Origin of the sequence: Sorangium sp. So ce1335 (assembly GCF_051521615.1) — a bacterium.
Classification (GTDB): Bacteria; Myxococcota_A; Polyangia; order Polyangiales; family Polyangiaceae; genus Sorangium.
Genome location: NZ_CP150363.1, coordinates 3,439,619 through 3,458,167, shown reverse-complemented (window position 1 = coordinate 3,458,167; position 18,549 = coordinate 3,439,619). Strand labels below are relative to the sequence as shown.

At 74.8% G+C, this 18,549-nt stretch carries 18 protein-coding genes; 9 read left to right on the top strand and 9 right to left on the bottom strand.

The window, feature by feature from the left end:
• Window positions 1-275 precede the first annotated feature (275 nt).
• Together WMF24_RS12975 and WMF24_RS12970 are read right to left on the bottom strand one after the other, a co-directional pair.
• Window positions 276-1,724 carry a collagen-like protein gene (locus tag WMF24_RS12975; protein ID WP_437736703.1) on the bottom strand — a complete coding sequence of 483 codons (1,449 nt, stop codon included), beginning with the start codon at window positions 1,722-1,724 and terminating at the stop codon, window positions 276-278.
• A gap of 13 nt (window positions 1,725-1,737) precedes the next feature.
• Entirely contained in the window at window positions 1,738-2,076 is a 339-nt protein-coding gene (locus WMF24_RS12970; protein ID WP_437736702.1) for a hypothetical protein, read from the bottom strand.
• Window positions 2,077-2,313: 237 nt separating this feature from the next.
• On the opposite strand from WMF24_RS12970, the gene smpB reads away from it, so the two are divergent.
• From smpB to WMF24_RS12955, 3 genes are all read left to right on the top strand, one after another.
• Complete coding sequence (gene smpB, locus WMF24_RS12965; RefSeq protein WP_437736701.1) at window positions 2,314-2,871, top strand: SsrA-binding protein SmpB; 558 nt, start codon at window positions 2,314-2,316, stop codon at window positions 2,869-2,871.
• Window positions 2,868-3,167, top strand: coding sequence for a hypothetical protein (locus WMF24_RS12960; protein WP_437736700.1), 300 nt, complete (start codon window positions 2,868-2,870; stop codon window positions 3,165-3,167). The genes smpB and WMF24_RS12960 overlap by 4 nt, the downstream gene beginning before the upstream one ends.
• Before the next feature lie 155 nt (window positions 3,168-3,322).
• Entirely contained in the window at window positions 3,323-4,798 is a 1,476-nt protein-coding gene (locus tag WMF24_RS12955) for a DUF362 domain-containing protein (RefSeq protein WP_437736699.1), read from the top strand.
• Here the strand turns inward: WMF24_RS12955 and WMF24_RS12950 are convergent.
• The 7 genes from WMF24_RS12950 to WMF24_RS12920 all read right to left on the bottom strand — a co-directional run bounded on the left by WMF24_RS12950 (window position 4,776) and on the right by WMF24_RS12920 (window position 11,806).
• Entirely contained in the window at window positions 4,776-5,318 is a 543-nt protein-coding gene (locus WMF24_RS12950) for a hypothetical protein (protein ID WP_437736698.1), read from the bottom strand. The two genes, WMF24_RS12955 and WMF24_RS12950, sit on opposite strands and share 23 nt — an antisense overlap.
• A gap of 135 nt (window positions 5,319-5,453) precedes the next feature.
• The gene (locus tag WMF24_RS12945) at window positions 5,454-5,867 is read right to left on the bottom strand and encodes a hypothetical protein (RefSeq protein ID WP_437736697.1); all 414 of its coding nucleotides are present in this window, start codon (window positions 5,865-5,867) and stop codon (window positions 5,454-5,456) included.
• Window positions 5,868-6,001: 134 nt separating this feature from the next.
• A complete protein-coding gene (locus WMF24_RS12940; protein ID WP_437736696.1) occupies window positions 6,002-6,766 on the bottom strand; it encodes a hypothetical protein in 765 nt (254 codons plus the stop codon).
• Window positions 6,756-8,138 carry an ABC transporter ATP-binding protein gene (locus WMF24_RS12935; protein ID WP_437736695.1) on the bottom strand — a complete coding sequence of 461 codons (1,383 nt, stop codon included), beginning with the start codon at window positions 8,136-8,138 and terminating at the stop codon, window positions 6,756-6,758. The genes WMF24_RS12940 and WMF24_RS12935 overlap by 11 nt, the downstream gene beginning before the upstream one ends.
• Window positions 8,135-8,875, bottom strand: a complete 741-nt coding sequence (locus WMF24_RS12930; protein WP_437736694.1) for a hypothetical protein — start codon at window positions 8,873-8,875, stop codon at window positions 8,135-8,137. The genes WMF24_RS12935 and WMF24_RS12930 overlap by 4 nt, the downstream gene beginning before the upstream one ends.
• 182 nt (window positions 8,876-9,057) lie before the next feature.
• Window positions 9,058-10,350 (bottom strand): formylglycine-generating enzyme family protein, encoded by a 1,293-nt coding sequence (locus WMF24_RS12925; RefSeq protein WP_437736693.1) that lies wholly within the window; start codon window positions 10,348-10,350, stop codon window positions 9,058-9,060.
• A gap of 4 nt (window positions 10,351-10,354) precedes the next feature.
• Complete coding sequence (locus WMF24_RS12920) at window positions 10,355-11,806, bottom strand: sigma-54-dependent transcriptional regulator (RefSeq protein ID WP_437738799.1); 1,452 nt, start codon at window positions 11,804-11,806, stop codon at window positions 10,355-10,357.
• A gap of 395 nt (window positions 11,807-12,201) precedes the next feature.
• Between WMF24_RS12920 and WMF24_RS12915 the strand changes: the two genes are divergently transcribed.
• From WMF24_RS12915 to WMF24_RS12890, 6 genes are all read left to right on the top strand, one after another.
• A complete protein-coding gene (locus WMF24_RS12915) occupies window positions 12,202-13,005 on the top strand; it encodes a tetratricopeptide repeat protein (RefSeq protein ID WP_437736692.1) in 804 nt (267 codons plus the stop codon).
• Between the two features lie 187 nt (window positions 13,006-13,192).
• Window positions 13,193-14,344, top strand: coding sequence for a hypothetical protein (locus WMF24_RS12910; RefSeq protein WP_437736691.1), 1,152 nt, complete (start codon window positions 13,193-13,195; stop codon window positions 14,342-14,344).
• Window positions 14,341-15,624, top strand: coding sequence for a hypothetical protein (locus WMF24_RS12905; protein ID WP_437736690.1), 1,284 nt, complete (start codon window positions 14,341-14,343; stop codon window positions 15,622-15,624). The genes WMF24_RS12910 and WMF24_RS12905 overlap by 4 nt, the downstream gene beginning before the upstream one ends.
• A gap of 10 nt (window positions 15,625-15,634) precedes the next feature.
• Window positions 15,635-16,213, top strand: coding sequence for a hypothetical protein (locus tag WMF24_RS12900; protein ID WP_437736689.1), 579 nt, complete (start codon window positions 15,635-15,637; stop codon window positions 16,211-16,213).
• A gap of 173 nt (window positions 16,214-16,386) precedes the next feature.
• The gene (locus WMF24_RS12895) at window positions 16,387-17,088 is read left to right on the top strand and encodes a winged helix-turn-helix domain-containing protein (RefSeq protein ID WP_437736688.1); all 702 of its coding nucleotides are present in this window, start codon (window positions 16,387-16,389) and stop codon (window positions 17,086-17,088) included.
• A 3-nt stretch (window positions 17,089-17,091) separates the two neighbouring features.
• Window positions 17,092-18,468, top strand: coding sequence for a histidine kinase dimerization/phospho-acceptor domain-containing protein (locus WMF24_RS12890; RefSeq protein ID WP_437736687.1), 1,377 nt, complete (start codon window positions 17,092-17,094; stop codon window positions 18,466-18,468).
• Window positions 18,469-18,549: the final 81 nt, after the last annotated feature.

Here is an 18,549-nt window from a genome sequence, read left to right as displayed (position 1 = left end):
GTCCGGAGCGGACAGACCCGCGTGAAAGCGCGAGTGTTTAGCCCCCTTTCAGCCGAGCGTCCAAGCGTCGCGGGCGATCGTGCGTGGGCGGCGCGCAGACGCACGCGCGCCGCTGCTTTCCGCTCTTTGACGCAAAATTATCGCGCGTCGCGCCGAGCCCGCGCGTCGCGCCGAGCCCGTGCGCTCACGGCAAGCGAGGAAAGGCGAACGCGCTCGTGTCTGTCCGGTTCGATCGGAGCAGCGCGGGCATCGCGCCTGTCAGCGACGCTGATCGGCTAGCCGCCGTTGACGAGGAGAAGCGAGAGGTAGCCGTAATCGTTGCTGACCCAGTTCGCGCTGAAGGTCTGGCCGCACATGCCGATGTTGTAGGTGCCCGCGGCGAGGCCGGTGATCACGGCGTTGAGCCCGAAGGACACGCGCGTGCGCGCCGGGACACGACCTCCCGTCATGCCGAGGCCGGCCACGCGCACTTCGTCGAGCACCGGGCCGGACGGTCCCGAGCGAACCCGCTGGGTGCACATGTACAGGTTGAGATTGTCCGCCGGGAGGGTGTCCGCGCCCAGGTACCGATGGGCGGTCGCGTAGATCGACTGGCTCGTCGACGCGATCTCGACAGAGGCCGTCGGGCCGAAGAACGCGATGGGCATCCCGGCCGGCAACGCGTCGTGCGGGCCGACGCCATGGACCATCAGCGACAGCACGACCCCCTGTGGCCCGACCGGACCAGCGGGGCCGGTGAGACCGCGGAGCCCCTGGGGTCCCTGGGGCCCGGTGGGTCCCGCGGGGCCCACGGCGCCGTCGAGCCCGGGAGGTCCCTCCGGTCCGATCGGCCCCTCCGGCCCCATCGGACCGACCGGGCCCTCGGGTCCCATCGGCCCGATCGGCCCTTCCGGCCCCCTCGGCCCCACAGGGCCGATCGGGCCCTCGGGTCCTATCGGGCCTTCTGGCCCCCTGGGCCCCGCGGCACCAGCGGGCCCGGCTGGTCCTTCCGGCCCCCTCGGCCCTACCGGACCTGCCGGACCGATGGGCCCGGTCGGCCCCACCGGTCCAGCGGGCCCGACGGGTCCCGCTGCCCCTTCCGGCCCCTCCGGGCCTTCCGGCCCCCTCGGTCCGGCCGGACCGGCGGCGCCCGCCGGCCCTACCGGCCCGGCCTGGCCTGGCGGTCCTGCCGGCCCCTCGGGCCCCTGAAGCCCCGTCGGCGAGCCGACCCATTCCCCGTTCTCGTTGATCACCAGGGTGCCGTTCACCGAGATCCCGCTCCGGTCGACGAGCACCGTGCTGCCGCTCGAGGTGTTCACCGTGACCGAGCTCGGCGTGATGTCGCCGCTCACGTTGCCGGCGAGGAGCGCGTACGGCACGCTCGCGACGGTCGCGCGCGGCTCCAGCTCCACGTCGTCGCCCACCGTGATGCCGAGGTACCGCTCGGCGCCGTCGAAGATCGCGCCATCGAACGGGACGATCGAGCCGAGGCGCACCGAGAAGTAGCCGTCCTCGAAGGTGATCGCATGGACCTCGCTCCAGACGGGCGTCGACGCTTCGCGAGCGTCGTAGAGGGCGAAGACGACGTCGATCGTCTCGTCGATGGGCGCGCCCTCCGCGTCGTAGAGCCGGCCCTGGTGGGTGATGGTCGCCGGCACCGCCGCGGCCGCGGTCCCTGCGCCCGCTACCGCGCCCGCCGCCAGGGCGAAGGCCGTCATGTACCGCGCGATCGTCGATGCCCTCATCGCCAGGTCCTCTTCATGGCAAGCTCCCGCTGGCTCCGATGAGCCCGCCCTGCATCCGATACCGGGGTGATGTCGTCGTCTCCTGGTTCTGCGTCGGCTGGCCGAGCGTGAACTCCATCCGGTAGCGCGCGCTCTTCGCGACCTCGCCGGCGGTCACCGTCTCGCTCGTCCCGACGCGCGCAGCGGCCGGCGCGCCCCCACCAGGCCCCTCGCCGCCGCTGCCCGAGCTCGCGGCAGCGTCGTGGCCCCCGTCGCCGCCGGCCCCGTCGCCGCTCGCGATCGGGGGAGCCACCATCCCCGCGTCGGCGGCGCAGCTACAGCTGCACGCGGGGGCCAGCGCGGCGATCACCATCACCGCACCGAGCCAGGCGGATGAGCGCAGTCCGCGGATCACTGAGTCGCTGAGTCCTCCGGCCCGACGGAAAGTCGTGCTCAGGGTGTATTGGACGGGCGGTGGCGATCGGCGTCAAGCGACGACCCCGCCGCCGCGCCGACCCGCAGCTTCCCTGCGGGAGCGGCGCGCTCCGCCGGCCCGGCGGGCGCGCGGGGAGACGGTGGACAGGCGGCGGCGCGCGCGCTATGCGGCCGCGTGAGCCGCGCCGACAAAGAGAAGGAACGAGAGGGAGAGAAGCTCATCGTGCGCAACAAGCGCGCGACCTTCGACTACACGCTCGAGGACCGGTACGAGGCGGGGCTCGTCCTGCTCGGCAGCGAGGTGAAGATGCTCCGCGACGGCGCGGCCGAGCTGACGGACAGCTGGTGCGCCATCGAGAACGGCGAGATGTTCCTGAAGGGGGTCAACATCTCCGTCATGCCCCAGGCGGCGTTCGGGCACGAGCCGAAGCGCCCGCGCAAGCTGCTGCTCCACGAGAGCGAGATCGAGGCGATCCGCAAGGGCGTGGAGCGGGAAGGCATGACGGTGATCGCGACCCGTCTCTACTTCAAGAACGGCCGCGTCAAGGTGGAGATCGCCCTCGCCAAGGGGAAGAAGACCGTCGACAAGCGCGAGAGCCTGAAGGAGAAGGACGCCGCGCGGGAAGCGCGCGCGGCCATCGAGCGTGCCCGCGGCGGAGGCGACCGCGGGCGCGGCGGCCCGCCCCGCGCGGAGCGCAGCGAGAACCGCGCCCGCCCGCGGAGGCCGGAATGACGCCGCACCTCACCTGGTCCAGGGGCGGCGAGGCGGAGCTCGTCGAGCTCGACGGCGACCGCGCGCGGCTCCGCTCGACCGCCTCCGCGGCCCCCGGCGCGCGCGTGGAGGGCTCGCTCCGCTCGAGCGGGACGGCGATCCGAGTGAAGGTGGCCCGCTGTCGCCTGATCCCCCCTGCGCCCGGCGAACCTGCGCCGGCCGAGCGCGTCTATGAGCTGGAGGGCCGGCTCATCGACGCGACGCGTGAGGTCCGCGCCGAGCTCGCGCAGCTCGTCGCCGGCGAGCGTCCGAGCTGATCCGCGCCGCAGCGCGGCCTGCTTCAGCGCGGCCTGCTTCAGCGCGGCCTGGCGACCGGCGGGTGTTGCGGTGGTCCACGGCGGCCTTTACGCTGGTTTCCATGAAAATTACGTCGCGCCCTCGTGTAATTCTGCGGCGCTGCTCGACGTATGACGTGGCGAAGATCCGCGACATCGTGCGCAGCGGCCTCGAGGAGCTCGGGCTGCGCCCGCACGGCCGGACGCTGATCAAGCCGAACGTCGTCGCCTCCGGCGCGCACTTCCCCCACGCCTATACGCGCCCCGAGTTCATCGAGGGGGTGATCGGCGCGCTCAAGGATCGCGACGACGGGCGCGTGACCGAGCTCGCCGTCGGCGAGCGGTGCGGCATCACGCTGCCGACCCGCATGACGTACGAGGGCGCCGGCTACTACCCGATGTTCCGGCGGACCGGGGTCAAGCACTACCACTTCGAGGAAGAGCAGCAGGTCGAGATCCCGCTCACGCACGAGGGCCGGCTGCGCGACTACGTGTTCACGCCAGAGCCCGTCGCGAAGGCCGACTTCTTCGTGAACTGCCCCAAGTTCAAGTCGCACCCGTGGACGACCGTGACCTTCTCGATGAAGAACTACATCGGGATCCAGGACGATCGCCACCGCCTCATCGATCACGACCACCGGCTGAACGAGAAGGTCGCCGACCTCCAGTACATCGTGCAGCCGCAGTTCATCGCGATCGACGCGATCACCGCGGGCGAGGGCCGGATGCTCACGCCGACGCCGTTCGACCTGGGGCTCATCATCATGGGGAACAACCAGGTCGCGTTCGACGCGGTGTGCTGTCAGATCATCGGCGTCGATCCGAGGAGCGTCGAGCACATCCGCCTGCCCGCGGAGCGCGGGTTCGGCCCGATGGACCTCGGCGAGATCGAGATCACGGGGGACGTGACGCTCGCGGAGGCGCAGCAGAAGGCGAAGGGGTTCAAGGTGGGCCTCGTCCGCGTCGAGAAGTACTTCGAGGGGACCAACATCACGGCGTACGCGGGGTCGCCGCCCGAGCCCGAGCACACAGACTACTGCTGGGGCGGCTGCCCGGGGGCGATCGAGGAGGCGATCGAGATCCTGCGCGAGTACGACAAGGAGTGCGACGCGAAGATGCCGCGGATGCACGTGGTGTTCGGCGCCTACGAGGGGCCGATCGACGCGAAGCCGGGCGAGAAGGTCGTCTTCATCGGCGACTGCGCGACGTACAAGGGCAAGATCGGCGACCAGCTCATCAGCATCGACAGCCTGTACCGCGAGCGGAGCGCGCGGGACCCGTACACGGCGAAGCACGACGATGTCCTCGCCAAGATGGTGAAGGTGACGTCGAAGCTCGCGATGGCCCGGAACGAGACCGTCATCCGACTCGAGGGCTGCCCCGTGAGCGTGGCGGAGCAGGTGCTCACGCTGGTCACGCTGGGCAAGACGAAGAACCCGTACTTCGCCGCCGATCAGGTGCTCGAGTTCAACAAGGCGTACGTCGCCTGGCGCGGGGCCTCGCTCGCGAAGCGGCTCTCCGGCAAGCCCTACCAGGTCCACGGGGCGTGCTCGCGCGGCGCGGCCGCCCCCGAGCTCCCGACCGAGCCGCCTAGCCCGCCGGCCGCAGAGTGAGATCGAAGAGGATCTCTATCTCGTCGCGCACCTTGAAGGCGCCGAGCGGCCCCTTGACCTCGCGCACGCCGAGCGCGGTCAGCGAGAGCTGACAGCCCCCCGCCACCCCGACGGCCCCCTCCCCGCGCTCGCGCGGGGCGAGGCGCGCCGTCAGCGCGGCGCTCCCCGAGGCGATCTGGACGCGCACGTCGGCGCGATCCCGCGCGGCCCCCGAGGCGCGGATCTCCACGACCTCGGTGCCCCGGAGGACCTCGTCCCGGATGCGCCGCTCGATGTCGCGGCGATCCCCGGCCGAGAGCGCGTCCGGGTCGACGCGGTCGCCGCGAAGGACCCCTGCGACGCGGAGCCCGGCCGCAGGGACGGAGAGCTCGGCCGTCCAGGCGTCGCCGTCGAGCCGCGCCAGGCCGCGCAGATCGGACGCGGCGATCTCCAGGTCGTGCGCCAGCCGCGCGAGCATCCCGACGGCGCGGGTGCGGATCGTCAGGCTGGACGCGGCGGGGTCGAGGTGCAGCTCATTCAAGGGAGGGAGCTCCTTGTCGCCATCATCGGGCGCCATCATGCGCGAGGGCGGCGCCCTGCGGGAGAGCGGAATCGCGCCGGCGGGGGCCGAGGTCGTGCGGCGGGCGCCGGGGCGCGCGGGGGCCGGAGGGCCCCCTCAGCGGCGCTTGGAGCGGCGCGGTCCGTCAGGGACGAGCACGTAGCGGCTCGACGTGGGCTCGGGCTGCCGGAGGACCTCGGCGCGGAGCAGCGCCTCGGCGAGCCGCGCCTCGATGACCTCGTCGGAGATCCCGGGCTCCAGGGTCACCACCGCGGCCTGGATGTCGCGCGCCAGCGCGTCGAACTCCGCGCTGTCGAACGCGTAGATGTCGTCGGGGAACAGGAGCGCGAGCGGCTTGCGCTCGACGGCCGTGTTCGTCAGCGCCGCGAGATCGCTCTCGACGATGAGCATGACGCGGGCCCGCAGGCACATCCCCCTGCACCGCGCGGCCAGTTCCTCCGCCGAGCCGACGAGCAGGACCGAACGAGGCGTGTTGACCGCCTTGGTGGCCTCGTCGTCGCTGTAGGTCATTCCTTGAAGAGTACGTGAACGGGCGGATGAAGCCATCCCCCTTGCGCCGTCCACGGCGCCGCGGGGAGGTCAGACGGGCGGTCGGGGGAGCCTCGACCGAACGCGACCGCAGCTGAAGGCCCGGAGCAGCAGCGCTACTCCCTGCACCGGGCCGCCGCGGCGAGCGCCAGGACGATCGCGCTGAGCGCGAGCAGGCCGGCGCTCGCGGGCTGCGCGAGCTCGAGCGGCGGGGGCCCGCCGAGGAGGTTCACGGCGTTGCCCCGCGGCAACAGCGCGCCGACAACCCCGGCCGAGCCCCCGAGCACGAAGTCGGCCACGAGCGGGACGAAGCGGCCCGAGCCGCGCCGCAGGAAGGTCGCGCCGAGCGAGAACCAGCCGGCGTAGGCGGCGCCGGTGAGCGCGCCGATCCACCCACTGGTGACCATGTCCCGGGCCAGCGGCGCAGCGCCGGGACCGTGGGCGATCGCGACGACGACGGCGGCGAGCAGCGCGCCCGCCGCGGCGGACGACAGGAGCGCGGCGAGGGCGATGCCCAGCGCGACGTGGTGGGACGAGGCACCGAAGCGAGCCGCCGGCCAGGCCGCCTCGCGCAGCGTGGTCCGGTCCGCGGCGTCGGCGGCGAGGGCGAAGATCGTGAGCGGCATGACGAGGCGGAACGTCGCGAGCAGCGCGCGGTCCACGGCCCCGGAGGAGCCGAACGCGACCTCGATGACCGCGGCCGCGACCGCGAGCGCGACGCCGAGGCCGAGCGCCAGGAGCGGGCGGCGCGCGCGGAGGCGGCTCAGCGCCATCTCCAGGCCGAGCCGGACGCCCAGGAGCGCGGCCGCGCTCCGCCGGGGGTGGCCCTCGGCGGGCGGCAGCGGCTGGACTGCGGCCACGGGCGCGCCCTCACCGGCCATCGTGGGGTCCTGTCTCTGCAGCGCGCGGTGAACCGTCGGCCAGCGGCGGCTCCGCCGCGGGCTGTCCGCCAGAAGCGCCGCCAGGAGCCGCCGGCAGTGCGCCGGCCGGCAACACGCCGGCGGGCGCCGGGCCGGACGGCGGGGAGGGAAGCGGTGGGGCCGGCGGCGCAGGGGCGCCGAACGCTGCCACGGCGACCGGCCCCCGGGGCGGCGCGCCGGGCGGGAGCGCGGCGCCGGGCGGGAGCGCGGCATCGGGCGGGAGCGCGGCGCCGGGCGGGAGCGCGGCATCGGGCGGGAGCGCGGCATCGGGCGGGAGCGCGGCATCGCCGCGCGGCGCACCGAACGGCCAGCGCGGGCGCACAGCGACCAGGTGCAGCGCGGTCGCCGCCCTCACGTCGTGCATCGACGGCGCGGGAGAGGAGATCGCGGCGAGCATGACGTCCTCCCGGGCGGCCGCATCCAGGATCGCGAGAGCCGCCGCCTCCCGGTCCGCAGCCCGGATCCGCAGCATCGAGGACACGCCCCCGGGCCCCTTCTCCCACGCGCCGGCGCGCACGGAGGGAGAGCTCGCGAGCGCCGCGGCGAGCGCGCGAGCGCCGGGCGCGTCGGGCGCCCGCTCGTGGACGAGCACGTGGAGCTCGACGTCGGGCTTCCCTGCCCCCGGCGCTGCCGAGACCGGGGCGCCGGCGAGGCGCTCGCCGTCGCCGGGCTCGGTCCGGACAAAGGCGCCACGATCGAGCACGTGGATGCGGTCGGCGAGGGCCCTCGCGTCGACGGTCGACGACGTGATCAGCACGACGCAGGCGCCGCCGTCCGCAAGCGCGCGGAGGCGCTCCCGGACGCGCGCCAGCGACGTCACGGCGACGTCGGCGAACGGCTCGAAGAGGCAGAGCAGCAGAGGCTGCGGCGCGCCCAGGGCGAGCGCCAGCTCGACGGCCCGGGCCTCGGCGAAGCTCAGCGACGCCCGCCTGCGGGCGAGGAGCGGCGCGACGCCGAGCGCCTCGAGCAGCGCCGCGGCGCTGGTCGGGGGGGCGCCGCGGGCCCGGAGCGCGACGGACATCGACGACGCCACCGAGACGCCGTCGGGCAGCTCCGGGGCGACGGAGAGCACGCCGATCCGCGCCCGCGTCGACGCGCTCCGGAACGGATCGCGCCCCGCCACGAGGACGCGGCCGGCGAGGGGCGCGGCGCGCCCCGCGAGCAGCTCGGCGAGCGCGAGCGTGCCGTCCTCCGGCGCGCCGAGGACGGCGTGCACGCCCGGGCCGAGCGCCGCCGCCGCGCCGAAGAGGCTCCCGCGCGGGCGCCCCGCCTCACCGGCGCCGTCGCGCGCGCGCACCCCCTCGAGCACCGCGATGGGCGCGCCGGGGCTCATCCGACAGGCCCCCCCGCCGAGCGGGCCGCGAAGGAGAGGAACGCGCCGAGCGCGCCCGGGATCGACCACCTCGAATCGCCGGCGAGGTCGGCGAGGGCCCAGGGGACGAGGATCAGCGCGAGGAACAGCGCGCGCCCCCGCGCCGCGGCGACGCGGCCGCTCGCCGCGGCGAGGCCGCCGAGCGTCACGCCGGAGACCACGCCGAAGAGGGCGAGCGCCGCGCCGAAGGCGAGGTGCTGCAGGGCGAGCAGCGCCGAGCCGGAGAGGAGCGCTGCGAGCACGGAGAGGGCGGCCAGCGGGAGGGCGACGACGCGCGCGACCTCGAGCATCGCGGCGAGGCTGCGGGCGCCGTGGAGCGACGCGCGCGAGATCCCGCGGGCGGCGGCGAGCGCCTCGATGCCGTCTCGGCGGTCGGCCGCGGGCCGGTCGTGCGCCGCGGCGAGGGCGACAGGGCCTGCCGCCGCCCACGCGAGCCCGCGCGCCGCGGAGCCGAGCAGCCCCTCGAGGGACGTCGTCCCGTCGTCGAGCCGGAGCACGAGCGCCATCGCGCCGTACCCCAGCGAGATCAGCGCGGCCATGGCGAGGCCGAGGCGACCGCCGCGCGCGCCGCGGAGCCGCGCGCAGCCCAGCGCGACCGCGGCGCGCAGCGACCTCCGGACCGCCGCGCGCCGCCGCGCGAGGTCGTCCGGACGCCTGCTCGGCGCATCGCGCGGTTCGGGATCGTGCGGGCGGGTCATCGGGGAGCGTACGGACGGAGCGCAGGCGGCGCGCGGGCTGAACGGCGGTGCGCGACGCCAGCGCTGCCCTTCCAGGCGCGCGGGCGCAAGGCCATTGTGCCATGGCCCGGAGCGCGCCCACGGAATGTGGTTGCCTCCGCGGCCCGGCGCCACCCCCGCCGCCACGCCCGGCGACACGGGGCTCAATCGTACGAGAGCCCGCGGCGGCCCTTGTGCTTGCGCTTTCGCTCCTTGTCGGCGACGCCGATCTTCCCCCACTCGTACGTGACGCGGCGACGGAACGCGCCCAGCGCGTCGCCGCCGTAGAGCAGGAGCTCGCGCGGGGAGTCCGTCTCTCCCAGCGTCGGCTCCCAGAGGTCCGACGGGACGAACGCGAGCAGCGCCGGCGCGCCGGAGCGCATCCGGGCGACGATGAGCCCGCACGCCGTCCCGTCCGCCGGGCGCGCGCGCTTCGCGCGCTTGCCGCGACCGCGCGGCTCCGCCTTCGCGGCGCCCGGGCGCGCGCAGCCTCCGCCGAGCACGAGCTCCTCGTTGTCGCGGGGGTGCCACGTCCACGTGCGCTCGACCTTGAACGCGTCCTCGGCCGGCGCGGGCCCGGCCGCGGCACGCACCTCCTCCGGCGCGAGCAGCGAGAGCTGCGCCGCCGCGCGCGGGTCGAAGAGCGGCTCGAGCCGGAGCGGGCGATCCCGATCCACGTCGAGCACGACCTCGAAGCTGTTCACCTCGCCGGCGCAGCAGCGCACGCCGACTTCGGGGCGGCGCGCGTCGGGCTTGACGCCGCGGCCGTGGGCGCAGCGCCCCACGAGGTCGCCGCTCGGCCCGTTGCCCCCGCGCAGCGTCACGAGCCCCGGCTTGCTGCGGTCCCGCAGCCACTGGCTCGAGGTCCACGTCCACACGCCGCCGTGCAGGTCGTGCACGCCGAACCCGCTGATGCACCCGGCGTTCACCCCGTTGGGCGTCAGCACCCGGCTCTGCCCTGTCGCGCAGGCCGAGGCCTTGTACGTGTCGCCGTACTCGTACGTGGTGTTCTCGGGCCCCTTGCAGGCCCGCTCGATCTCGAGCTCCGTGCAGAGGCGCTTGCCCTGCGCCTCGCAGAGCGCGCGCGCCTCTTCTTGCGTGACGTTCGTCGTCGGGATCGCGCCGACCTCGTTGGGGTACGAGTAGACGTCGATGTAGAAGCCGTGCATCACGACCTGCGCGCCCGCCATCTCCTCGTCGGCGATGCGCGGCAGCCGGTCCGGCGGCGTGCCCGCGATGAGCACGCCCTTCGGGATCCACGCCATGCCCGGGCGCGGCTCCGGCTCGGTCAGGCTCACGTCCCAGGGCGGCGCGGCGTCGAGCTCGGCGTCCGCGCGCGGCGACGCGCCGCCGCGATCGCAGCCGGGCGAGGCCGCGAGGAGCCCGGCGAGCGACACGGCGGCGGCGAGGGCCTTCCCCCTCGGCGCGCGGTCGGAGCGCTGCTCGCCGGTGCCCACGGGATCACTCGGGGTCGCGCTCGCGGAGGTTCAGCTCCTTCATCTTGAGCTGGAGCCCCTTGCGCGAGATCTTGAGGAGCCGCGCGGCGTGCGTGACGTTGCCGTGCGTCTGCTTGAGGGCGCGCTCGATGAGGTCGCGCTCGAGCTTGCTCATCGCCGCCTTGACCTGCTCCTTGAGCCCGTCGGGCGTCGACGGGGCCAGGGCCAGGGCCGGATCCGCGGCCGCCGCCACGAGCGGCACCGACGCGCCCGTGGACGAGCTGGGGCCGCTGCGGATCTCCTCCGGCAGGTCGTCGAGGCGGATGCGCGAGCCGTCGGCGAAGAGCAGCGCGCGCTCGACGACGTTCTCGAGCTCGCGGATGTTCCCCGGCCACGCGTGCGACGAGAGGCGCTCGAGGGCCTCGGGCTCGATGCCCTCGATGCTCTTCTTCAGGCGCGCGTTGAACTTCGCGACGAAGTGGGCGCAGAGGTGGGGGATGTCGCTCCGCCGGTCGCGCAGCGCAGGCAGCGCGATCGGGACGACGTTGAGCCGGTAGAAGAGGTCCTCGCGGAACGTGCCCGCCGCGATCTCCCGCTTCAGGTCGCGGTTCGTCGCGGCGACGAGCCGGACGTCGACGTGGATCGTCTTGATGCCCCCGACCCGCTCGAACTCGCTCTCCTGGAGCACGCGCAGGAGCTTCACCTGCATCTCGGTCGGGATCTCGCCGATCTCGTCGAGGAACAGCGTCCCGCCGGAGGCGAGCTCGAAGCGCCCCGGCTTGGACGCGACCGCGCCCGTGAACGCCCCGCGCTCGTAGCCGAAGAGCTCCGACTCCATGAGATCCTTCGGGATGGCCGCGCAGTTGACCTTGATGAACGGCCTGTCGCGCCGGCTGGAGTTCTCGTGCAGCGCCCGCGCGACGAGCTCCTTGCCGGTGCCGCTCTCGCCGCTGATGAGCACCGTCGTCGGCGTGTCGGCGACCCGCTCGAGGATCGCGTAGAGCTCCTGGATGGGCGGGCTCTCGCCGATGATGCCGAACCGGTCGGAGCCGCCCCGGGGCGGCGCCGCGGTGACGTCGCGCGTCGCGTCCGCGCTCGCGAGGTCGCGCGTGCGGAGCGCCTTCTTCACGACGACGCGCACCTCGTTCTGATCGAACGGCTTCGTGATGTAGTCGAAGGCGCCGGTCTTGAGCGCCTCGACGGCGTTGTCGACCGTCCCGTGCGCCGTGAGGAGCACGACGGGCCGCGAGGGGTCGTCGCGGAGCGCGGCGCGGAGCAGGTCCATGCCGTCGACCTTGGGCATCCGGAGATCGGTGATCACCAGGTCGATGTGGTGCTCCTTCAGGAAGGCGAGGCCTTCCTCGCCGTCCTCGGCCGTGTGGACCTCGTAGCCATCCCGGCCGAGCTGGGCGCTGAGGACCCGCCGGAGGTTCGCCTCGTCATCCACGACGAGGATCTGCTTCTTTTCGGGGAGCATCACCGGGCGAGACTAGCAGAACCGGCACCTTGGCAAGCGTCGGGACCGCGCCTCTCCCTGTCGCGCCCCCGCGCCGGCGCGCCCTCGTGCGCCCGCACCGGCGCGCCGTGACGCCGCGCGCGCCGCGCCGTGATGCCGCGCTCGCCGCCCGCGCGGGCGCGCTGTACGGGCGTCGGCTTTCCCTGGAGGCCCTCGCGGGGCGCCTGGCTCGGCCGCCCGGTCCGCCGGTCCGGCAGGCCGATCGCATTGCCTCGAAGTCCGTCGTGATTCCTTTTTCTCGCTGCCGGCGAGACGGATCAGTATGCTGCGCCCACTTCTCGTGGAGGGCGGCTCGGATGCGTGTGCTTCGGACTTGGCTGGTCGGTCTCGGCGCGGGGATGTTCCTCGCTGCGGGGTTGGCCCTAGCAGGAGATCCGGCCACCCAGTACCCCGAGTGCAACCGCACGGCGACGCCGGCCGACCTCGAGGGCGCCAAGGGCGCGCACAAGGCCGCCACGCAGTTCTACGAGCGGGCTGACTACGACCGCGCCATCCAGTACTGGAAGGACGCCTACCAGCTCGACTGCACGGCGCACCCCGTGCTCATCAACATCGCCAACGCGTACGAGAAGAAGGGCGACCGCGCGGAGGCGATCAACGCGCTCGAGACGTACCTGGCCCGCACGCCGGACGCGAGCGACGCGCAGACGATCCAGGACAAGATCCAGAACCTCAGGAACTCCCTGCGGTCGGCGCCGACGCCGACCGCGAGCGAGTCCGCGTCGGCGCCCGTGCCGCCCCCGCCTGTCCCCACCGTCTCGGCGGTCCCGAGCCGCACGGTGGAGGCGCCTCCGCCGCAGCCCCCTCACGGCTACGCGCCGTGGATCGCCACGGGCGCCGGCGTCGTCACGCTGCTCGTCGGCGGCATCCTGACCTCGAGCGGCTTCGGGGACATCAGCGCCGCCGAGGAGAGCTGTCCGACGCGGATCAACTGCGAGCCGGACGTGGCCGATCAAGGAAACCAGGGCCGCACGTACGCGACCGTCGGCGGCGTGCTCCTCGGGCTGGGCGCGGCCGGCATCGCCGGTGGCCTCATCTGGGAGCTCGGGTTCAACCAGCCCCGGTCGCCCTCCGGCCTGCTCGCCCCCGCCGCGAAGCTCCGTGTGACCCCGGTCGCCGGGCCTGACGCGGCCGGCATCGGCGTGTCCGGCCGCTTCTGAGCGCGGGTCACCCCGTGAGCCGCCGGCGGCGGGCGCGGGGGCAAGGTGAGCTGCCACCCCGGACGACCGGGGCGCACCGGCGCGATCCCGCAGGTAAGGGGGCGATCGCCGGCGCATCGTTTACTCTTCCAGCGTGCGTCTCAGCTCCTCCGCCCGCTCTCTTCTGATACGGTTCCGCCTGAGCAGAATGGCGCTCGCCGGCGCGCTCGCGATCGCCGCGGCGGCTGTGCTCGCCGACGGCGGCGAGCGCCCTGCGCCCGCGCTCGCGCCGGTCGGCCGGCTCCTCGTGCCCGCGGCCCTCGCGGCGCCGGCCGCGAACGCCGCCCCCGTGCAGGTGGCGATCCTCGCGACGTACCCGGGGACACCCCGGACCACGCTCCACATCGCCCCCGTGGGCGGCGCCAAGGCTGGCCCCGCGCTCGCCACGCTCCGTCATCTGGACGATGCGGTCGTCCGCGCGCGCGTCGTGCCGCGGACGCAGATCGTCGTCGCGACCGCCGACACGAGCCCGTCCCGCGATCGCTCGTTCAACGCGAGCCTCTTCCGGATCGAGCCGCACGCGGAGCCCGTCGCGCTCTGCGACGGCGTCGTGCACGCGAGCCGCCCGCTCGTCACCGCCGGCGGGCGCGTCTTCGTGTCGCGCGGGGTCGCCGGCCCGGAGCCGCCCCCCGACGGCGATGTCGCGCGCCTGCGGGTCGATGCGCTGACCATCGACGAGGTCGACCTCGCCACCGGCGCGACCCGCGCCGTGCACAGGCACACGGGCTACCTCGCCTTCCTCGCCGGCGCGTGGGGCGGCGAGCTCGTGATCTACCGCGTCGCGCCGGGGTCGGCCGACATCGTCCTCGTGAACCCCGACACCGGCGCGACGCGCGTGCTCGCCCCGTCGATCCCGCCGTTCGCGCGCGATTTCTCCATCGATGAGGCGGCGGGCGCGCTCGTGTACCAGGGGCGGCACGAGGTCGACCCCCGCACGTGGGTCATCGATCGGATCGATCTCGGGACCGGCAAGCGCACCCGGCTGGAGACGAGCGCGAGCAACGGCCTCGCCCCGCACGTCTGGCCGGGCGGCGGGCTCGCGTACACGCCGGATCCCAGGAAGGGGCTCGTCCTCGTCGGCGCCCGCGCCGCGGTCCGCGGCCCGCTCGGCGCCGGCGTCGACGCCATCCAGGCCGTCTCGCCGGACGCCGCGTGGGTGGCCGCGCTGCACACGAGCCCGTCCGCGTTCCCGGTGCCGTTCGCGATCCGCGCGGAGAGCGGCAAGGTCGCCGCGATCCCCGCGCCACCCGGGGCGCGCGTCGCCGTCGCCGGCTTCACCACGTCGGAGGCGCCGCGATGAGCCGCCGCCTCCTCGCGAGCGCCGCTGTTTTCGCCGCGGCCGCGCTGATCGCGCCGGCCGCGCGCGCGGCGTACTGCCCCTGCTACACCGCGGCGAGCGCCTACAACGATCGCGGCTGCGCGATCGACGCCGTGCCCGGCGCCAACCCGTCGATCGCGGAGTGGAACGCCATCTTCGATCGCGTCTCGCGGGGCCCCGCGGCCTGGGGCGACGCCGGCCCCGCCGCGTTCAATCTCCGCCAGGGCTGCGACGCGCCCGAGGCGCCGCGCGACGCCTCCGCCACGTTCCCCTGCGAGCTGCTGAAGGCGATCGGCATGCAGGAGTCCGGGTGGCGGCAGTTCTGCGCGCCGGACAGGCCCATGGACCAGGTCGGCGGGAGCTCGCAGACGATCATCTCGTTCGACTGCGGCTACGGTGCCGTCCAGATCACGAGCGGCATGCGGAGCGGCGACAGCCCGGACTTCGATCCGCGCCGCGTCGCCGCGGACCCGGCCTACAACGCGGCCACCGGCGCGCACATCCTGGCGATGAAGTGGAGGGCCACGCGCTGCGTTGGCGACCGGCAGCCGTCGGTGATCGAGCACTGGTACAGCGCCCTGTGGGCCTACAACGGCCTGTCGTACGTCAACAACCCGAACAACCCGAACCACGACGCGGGCCGCGGCGTCTACGACCCGGCGATCGGCGGCGCGGCGCCGTACCAGGAGCGGGTGCTCGGCTGGATGGAGCACACAGGGGAGCGCTGGGAGCGGACCCAGGTCGCCTACCCGGCCCTCGGCGAGATCGGCGGCGACAGGGCGCCGGCCGCGCTCCCGGATCCGCGCTGCGCTTCGCCGACGGACTGCACGCGCACGCGCCCGCTCCACGTCACGCGCTGCGCGGACGACGGCGGGGAGACGGGCGGCGGCGGCGAGGGCGGAGCCGGTGGCGAGGGCGGCCCCCGCGGCGCGGGCGGGGCCGGAGGTGAAGGCGGAACTGGCGGCGCCGGCGGAGACGGCAGCGGAAGCGGAGCCGGCGGCGCGGATGGAACCGGCGGAACGGACGGCCACGCGGGAGGCGCGCCGATCACGGCGGGCCAGGGAGGCACGGGAGCCTACCCGGGCCACGAGGACGACGACGGCGACGACCCCTCGACGACGGTGGGCATCTATGGCCGCTGCACGTGCGACGCGCCCGGGAGCGGCGCCGCGGCCGGCGCGGCGTCGTGGCTCGCGCTCGGCGCCGGCGCGCTCGCCGCGGCGTGGCGGCGGAGGCTTTCGGGGCGCCGCCGCGCCGATTAACCTCGCCGACATGCTGCCTCCGCCCGGATCCGAGCTCATCGCATCGTGGGCTGCCCGGCGCGGCCTCGCCTTCACCCCGCGCCCCGACGAGGGCTGGTTCCGCCGCTGGGAGCCGTACGACACGATCGCGCCGCCCTCCGCCTACGTCTCCGCTTGCACGTGGACGGCCAACCCCGGGCACGCGGTGATCGTCGAGCCCTGGTACGCGGAGGGCGAGGCCGAGCCGCTCGAGCGGTCGCTGCTCGGCTTCGCGACGCACCCGGCGCTCCCGCGCCGCGCCGCGATGCGCGTGGGCGAGCACTTCCTCACGCGGGTCGCGTTCATCGAGAGCCCTCCCCCGCCCCGGGTCGAGCTCGGCGACGCGCTCTGGGACGCGCACGTGACGACCTTCGCCGCCTCCCGGAGCGACGCCGCCGCGGCGTTCCATCCGCGCCTGCGCAAGCTCCTCGCCCGCCGCGGATTCCAGGGGCACCTCGAGCTGCGCCGCGGCGGGCTCGTCGTCCACTGCGCCGGCCTGCGGCCCGTCCCGGAGCACTACGAGAGGCTGCTCAACGTGGTGCGCGAGATCGTCAACGCGGCGATCGCGTGAGCGCATGAACCAGCGGGAGGCATGGCCGCGCAAGCTGACACGACGAGCTGACGCATGACGACGTGATCGCGCGCCCATGCGGCCACGCCGCTACGTGACGCGCAGCAGCGACGGCCGCCCCCGCCGGCCTGCCCAGTCGACGCGTCCGCCGCGCCGTTCTAGGCTCCCGGACCATGGCCAAGGTTCTGGTCGTCGAGGACGAGCCGGCGATCGCCGAGTCCATCGCCTACTTCCTGCGGCGCGACGGGTTCGTCGCCACCGTCGCCACGACGCTCGCGACCGCGGAGCGGGAGATCGACAAGGCCGACCTCATCATCCTCGACCTCATGCTCCCCGACGGCAGCGGATTCGACCTCATCGGCCAGGTGCGGCGGAGCGCGGCGCGCGCCGCGATCATCGTCCTGTCGAGCCGCGACAGCGAGGCCGACCGCGTGGCCGCGCTCGAGACCGGCGCCGACGACTACGTCACGAAGCCCTTCTCGCCCCGGGAGATCGTGGCGCGCGTGCGGGCCGTCCTGCGCCGCGCCGCGCGGCCCTCGCCCGCCGCCGACGCCCCCGCGCCGCTGCCGCTCGCCGTCGACGAGGCCACGCGGCGGGCGCACGTCAACGGGCAGAAGGTCGACCTCACCCGCGTCGAGTTCGATCTGCTCGCCTGCATGCTCGCCGCGCCGGGCCGGGTCTTCACGCGCGCGCAGCTCATCGACAGGGTCTGGGGCGACGGGTTCGCGATCACCGACAGGACCATCGACTCGCACGTGAAGGGGCTCCGGAAGAAGGTCGTCGAGGCCGGCGGCGACGCCGACCTCATCGAGACGGTGCGCGGCGTGGGCTACCGCGTCACGGACCGACCGGGCCCCAGGGAAGGCGGCGACTGACGCATGCTGCGCCTCGTCGTCACCGCGGCGGCGGCGGTCTCGATCATCCTGCTCGTCGCGCTGTTCGCCTCGCGCCTCGTCCGCGCCCGGACGGCCGGCATGAGCATCCGGATGCAGATCTTCATCGCGCTCGGCGGCATCGTCGGCGCGTTCGCGTTCGGGCTCGGGCTGCTCGTGATCGATCGCATCGAGGCGCGCGCGACGCTGCTCGCCGAGGGCAGCGCGCGCGACGAGGCCGCCGCGTTCGCCGCCGTCGCCGCGATGGAGATGGAGGTCCGCGGCGTCGACCTCGCGGCCGTGCGCGCGCTCGACGGCGAGGCCGACGGCCCCGCCGCGCAGAGCATCGCGCTGCTCGACCCGGACGGCCGCGTGCTCCGGGCGCGCGGCGCCTCGCCGGGCGAGCCCGGGACCGTCTTCGTGACCGCGCCCATCGAGGTCCGCGGCCGGCGCGTCGGGAGCGTCCAGGTCGTCAAGCCGACCATCGTCGTGCAGCGCATGGTCGCCGACTTCGCCCCGCCGATCCTCGTGATCAGCACGGTGCTCGGCGCCGCGGCGGCGCTCTCGTCGTTCCTGATCGGCCGCGCCATCGCGACGCCGATCGAGGCGCTCACCGAGTTCGCCGTGCGCGTCAGCGAGGGGGAGGTGCGCGCGGCGCCGCCGCCGGCCCAGGGCCGCGAGGTCCAGCGGCTGACGCGCGCGATCGACTCGATGCGGCGCCAGATCGAGGGCCGCCCCTTCGTCGAGACGTTCGCCGCGGATCTCTCGCACGAGCTCAAGAACCCGGTCGCCGCCATCCGCGCCAGCGCGGAGGTGCTCGCCGAGGGGGCGCTCGACGACCGCGAGGAGGCGGGCCGCTTCGTCGCGCGCATCCGCGAGGCGATCACGCGCATCGAGGCGCTCCTCGGGGAGCTCCTGTCGCTCGCGCGCCTCGAGGCGCGCGGCGTGGAGCAGGCCGCGGTCGTCGACCTCGTCGAGATCGCGCAGAGCGCCGCGGCGCGGGCGCGGGAGCGCGGCAGCCGCGTCGAGCTCGACGCCCCGGGCTCGGCGGCGGTGCGCGGCGACGAGCTGTGGCTGTCGCGCGCGCTCGACAACCTGCTCGACAACGCGCGCACGCACGGCGACGCCGCCGCCCCGATCCGCATCGCCGTGTCCCGCCTGGGCGGACAGGTCGCGATCTCGATCCGCAACCGCGGCGAGATCGGGCGGCACGTCGCCGGCCGCCTGTTCCGCCGGTTCGTGACGACCCGCGCCGACCGGGGCGGCACCGGCCTCGGCCTGGCGATCGTCAAGGCGATCGCCGAGGCGCACAGCGGCTCGGCCGAGTGCACCCACCGCGGGCCGCCCGAGGTCGAGTTCAAGATCACGCTGCCGGGCGCCTGATCCGGGGTCCTCGCGCGCTCCCCGGCGCCCCCGGCCCTCCCCCTGCACGCCCTCCTGGTTTCCGGCAGGTTTCCTCCATTT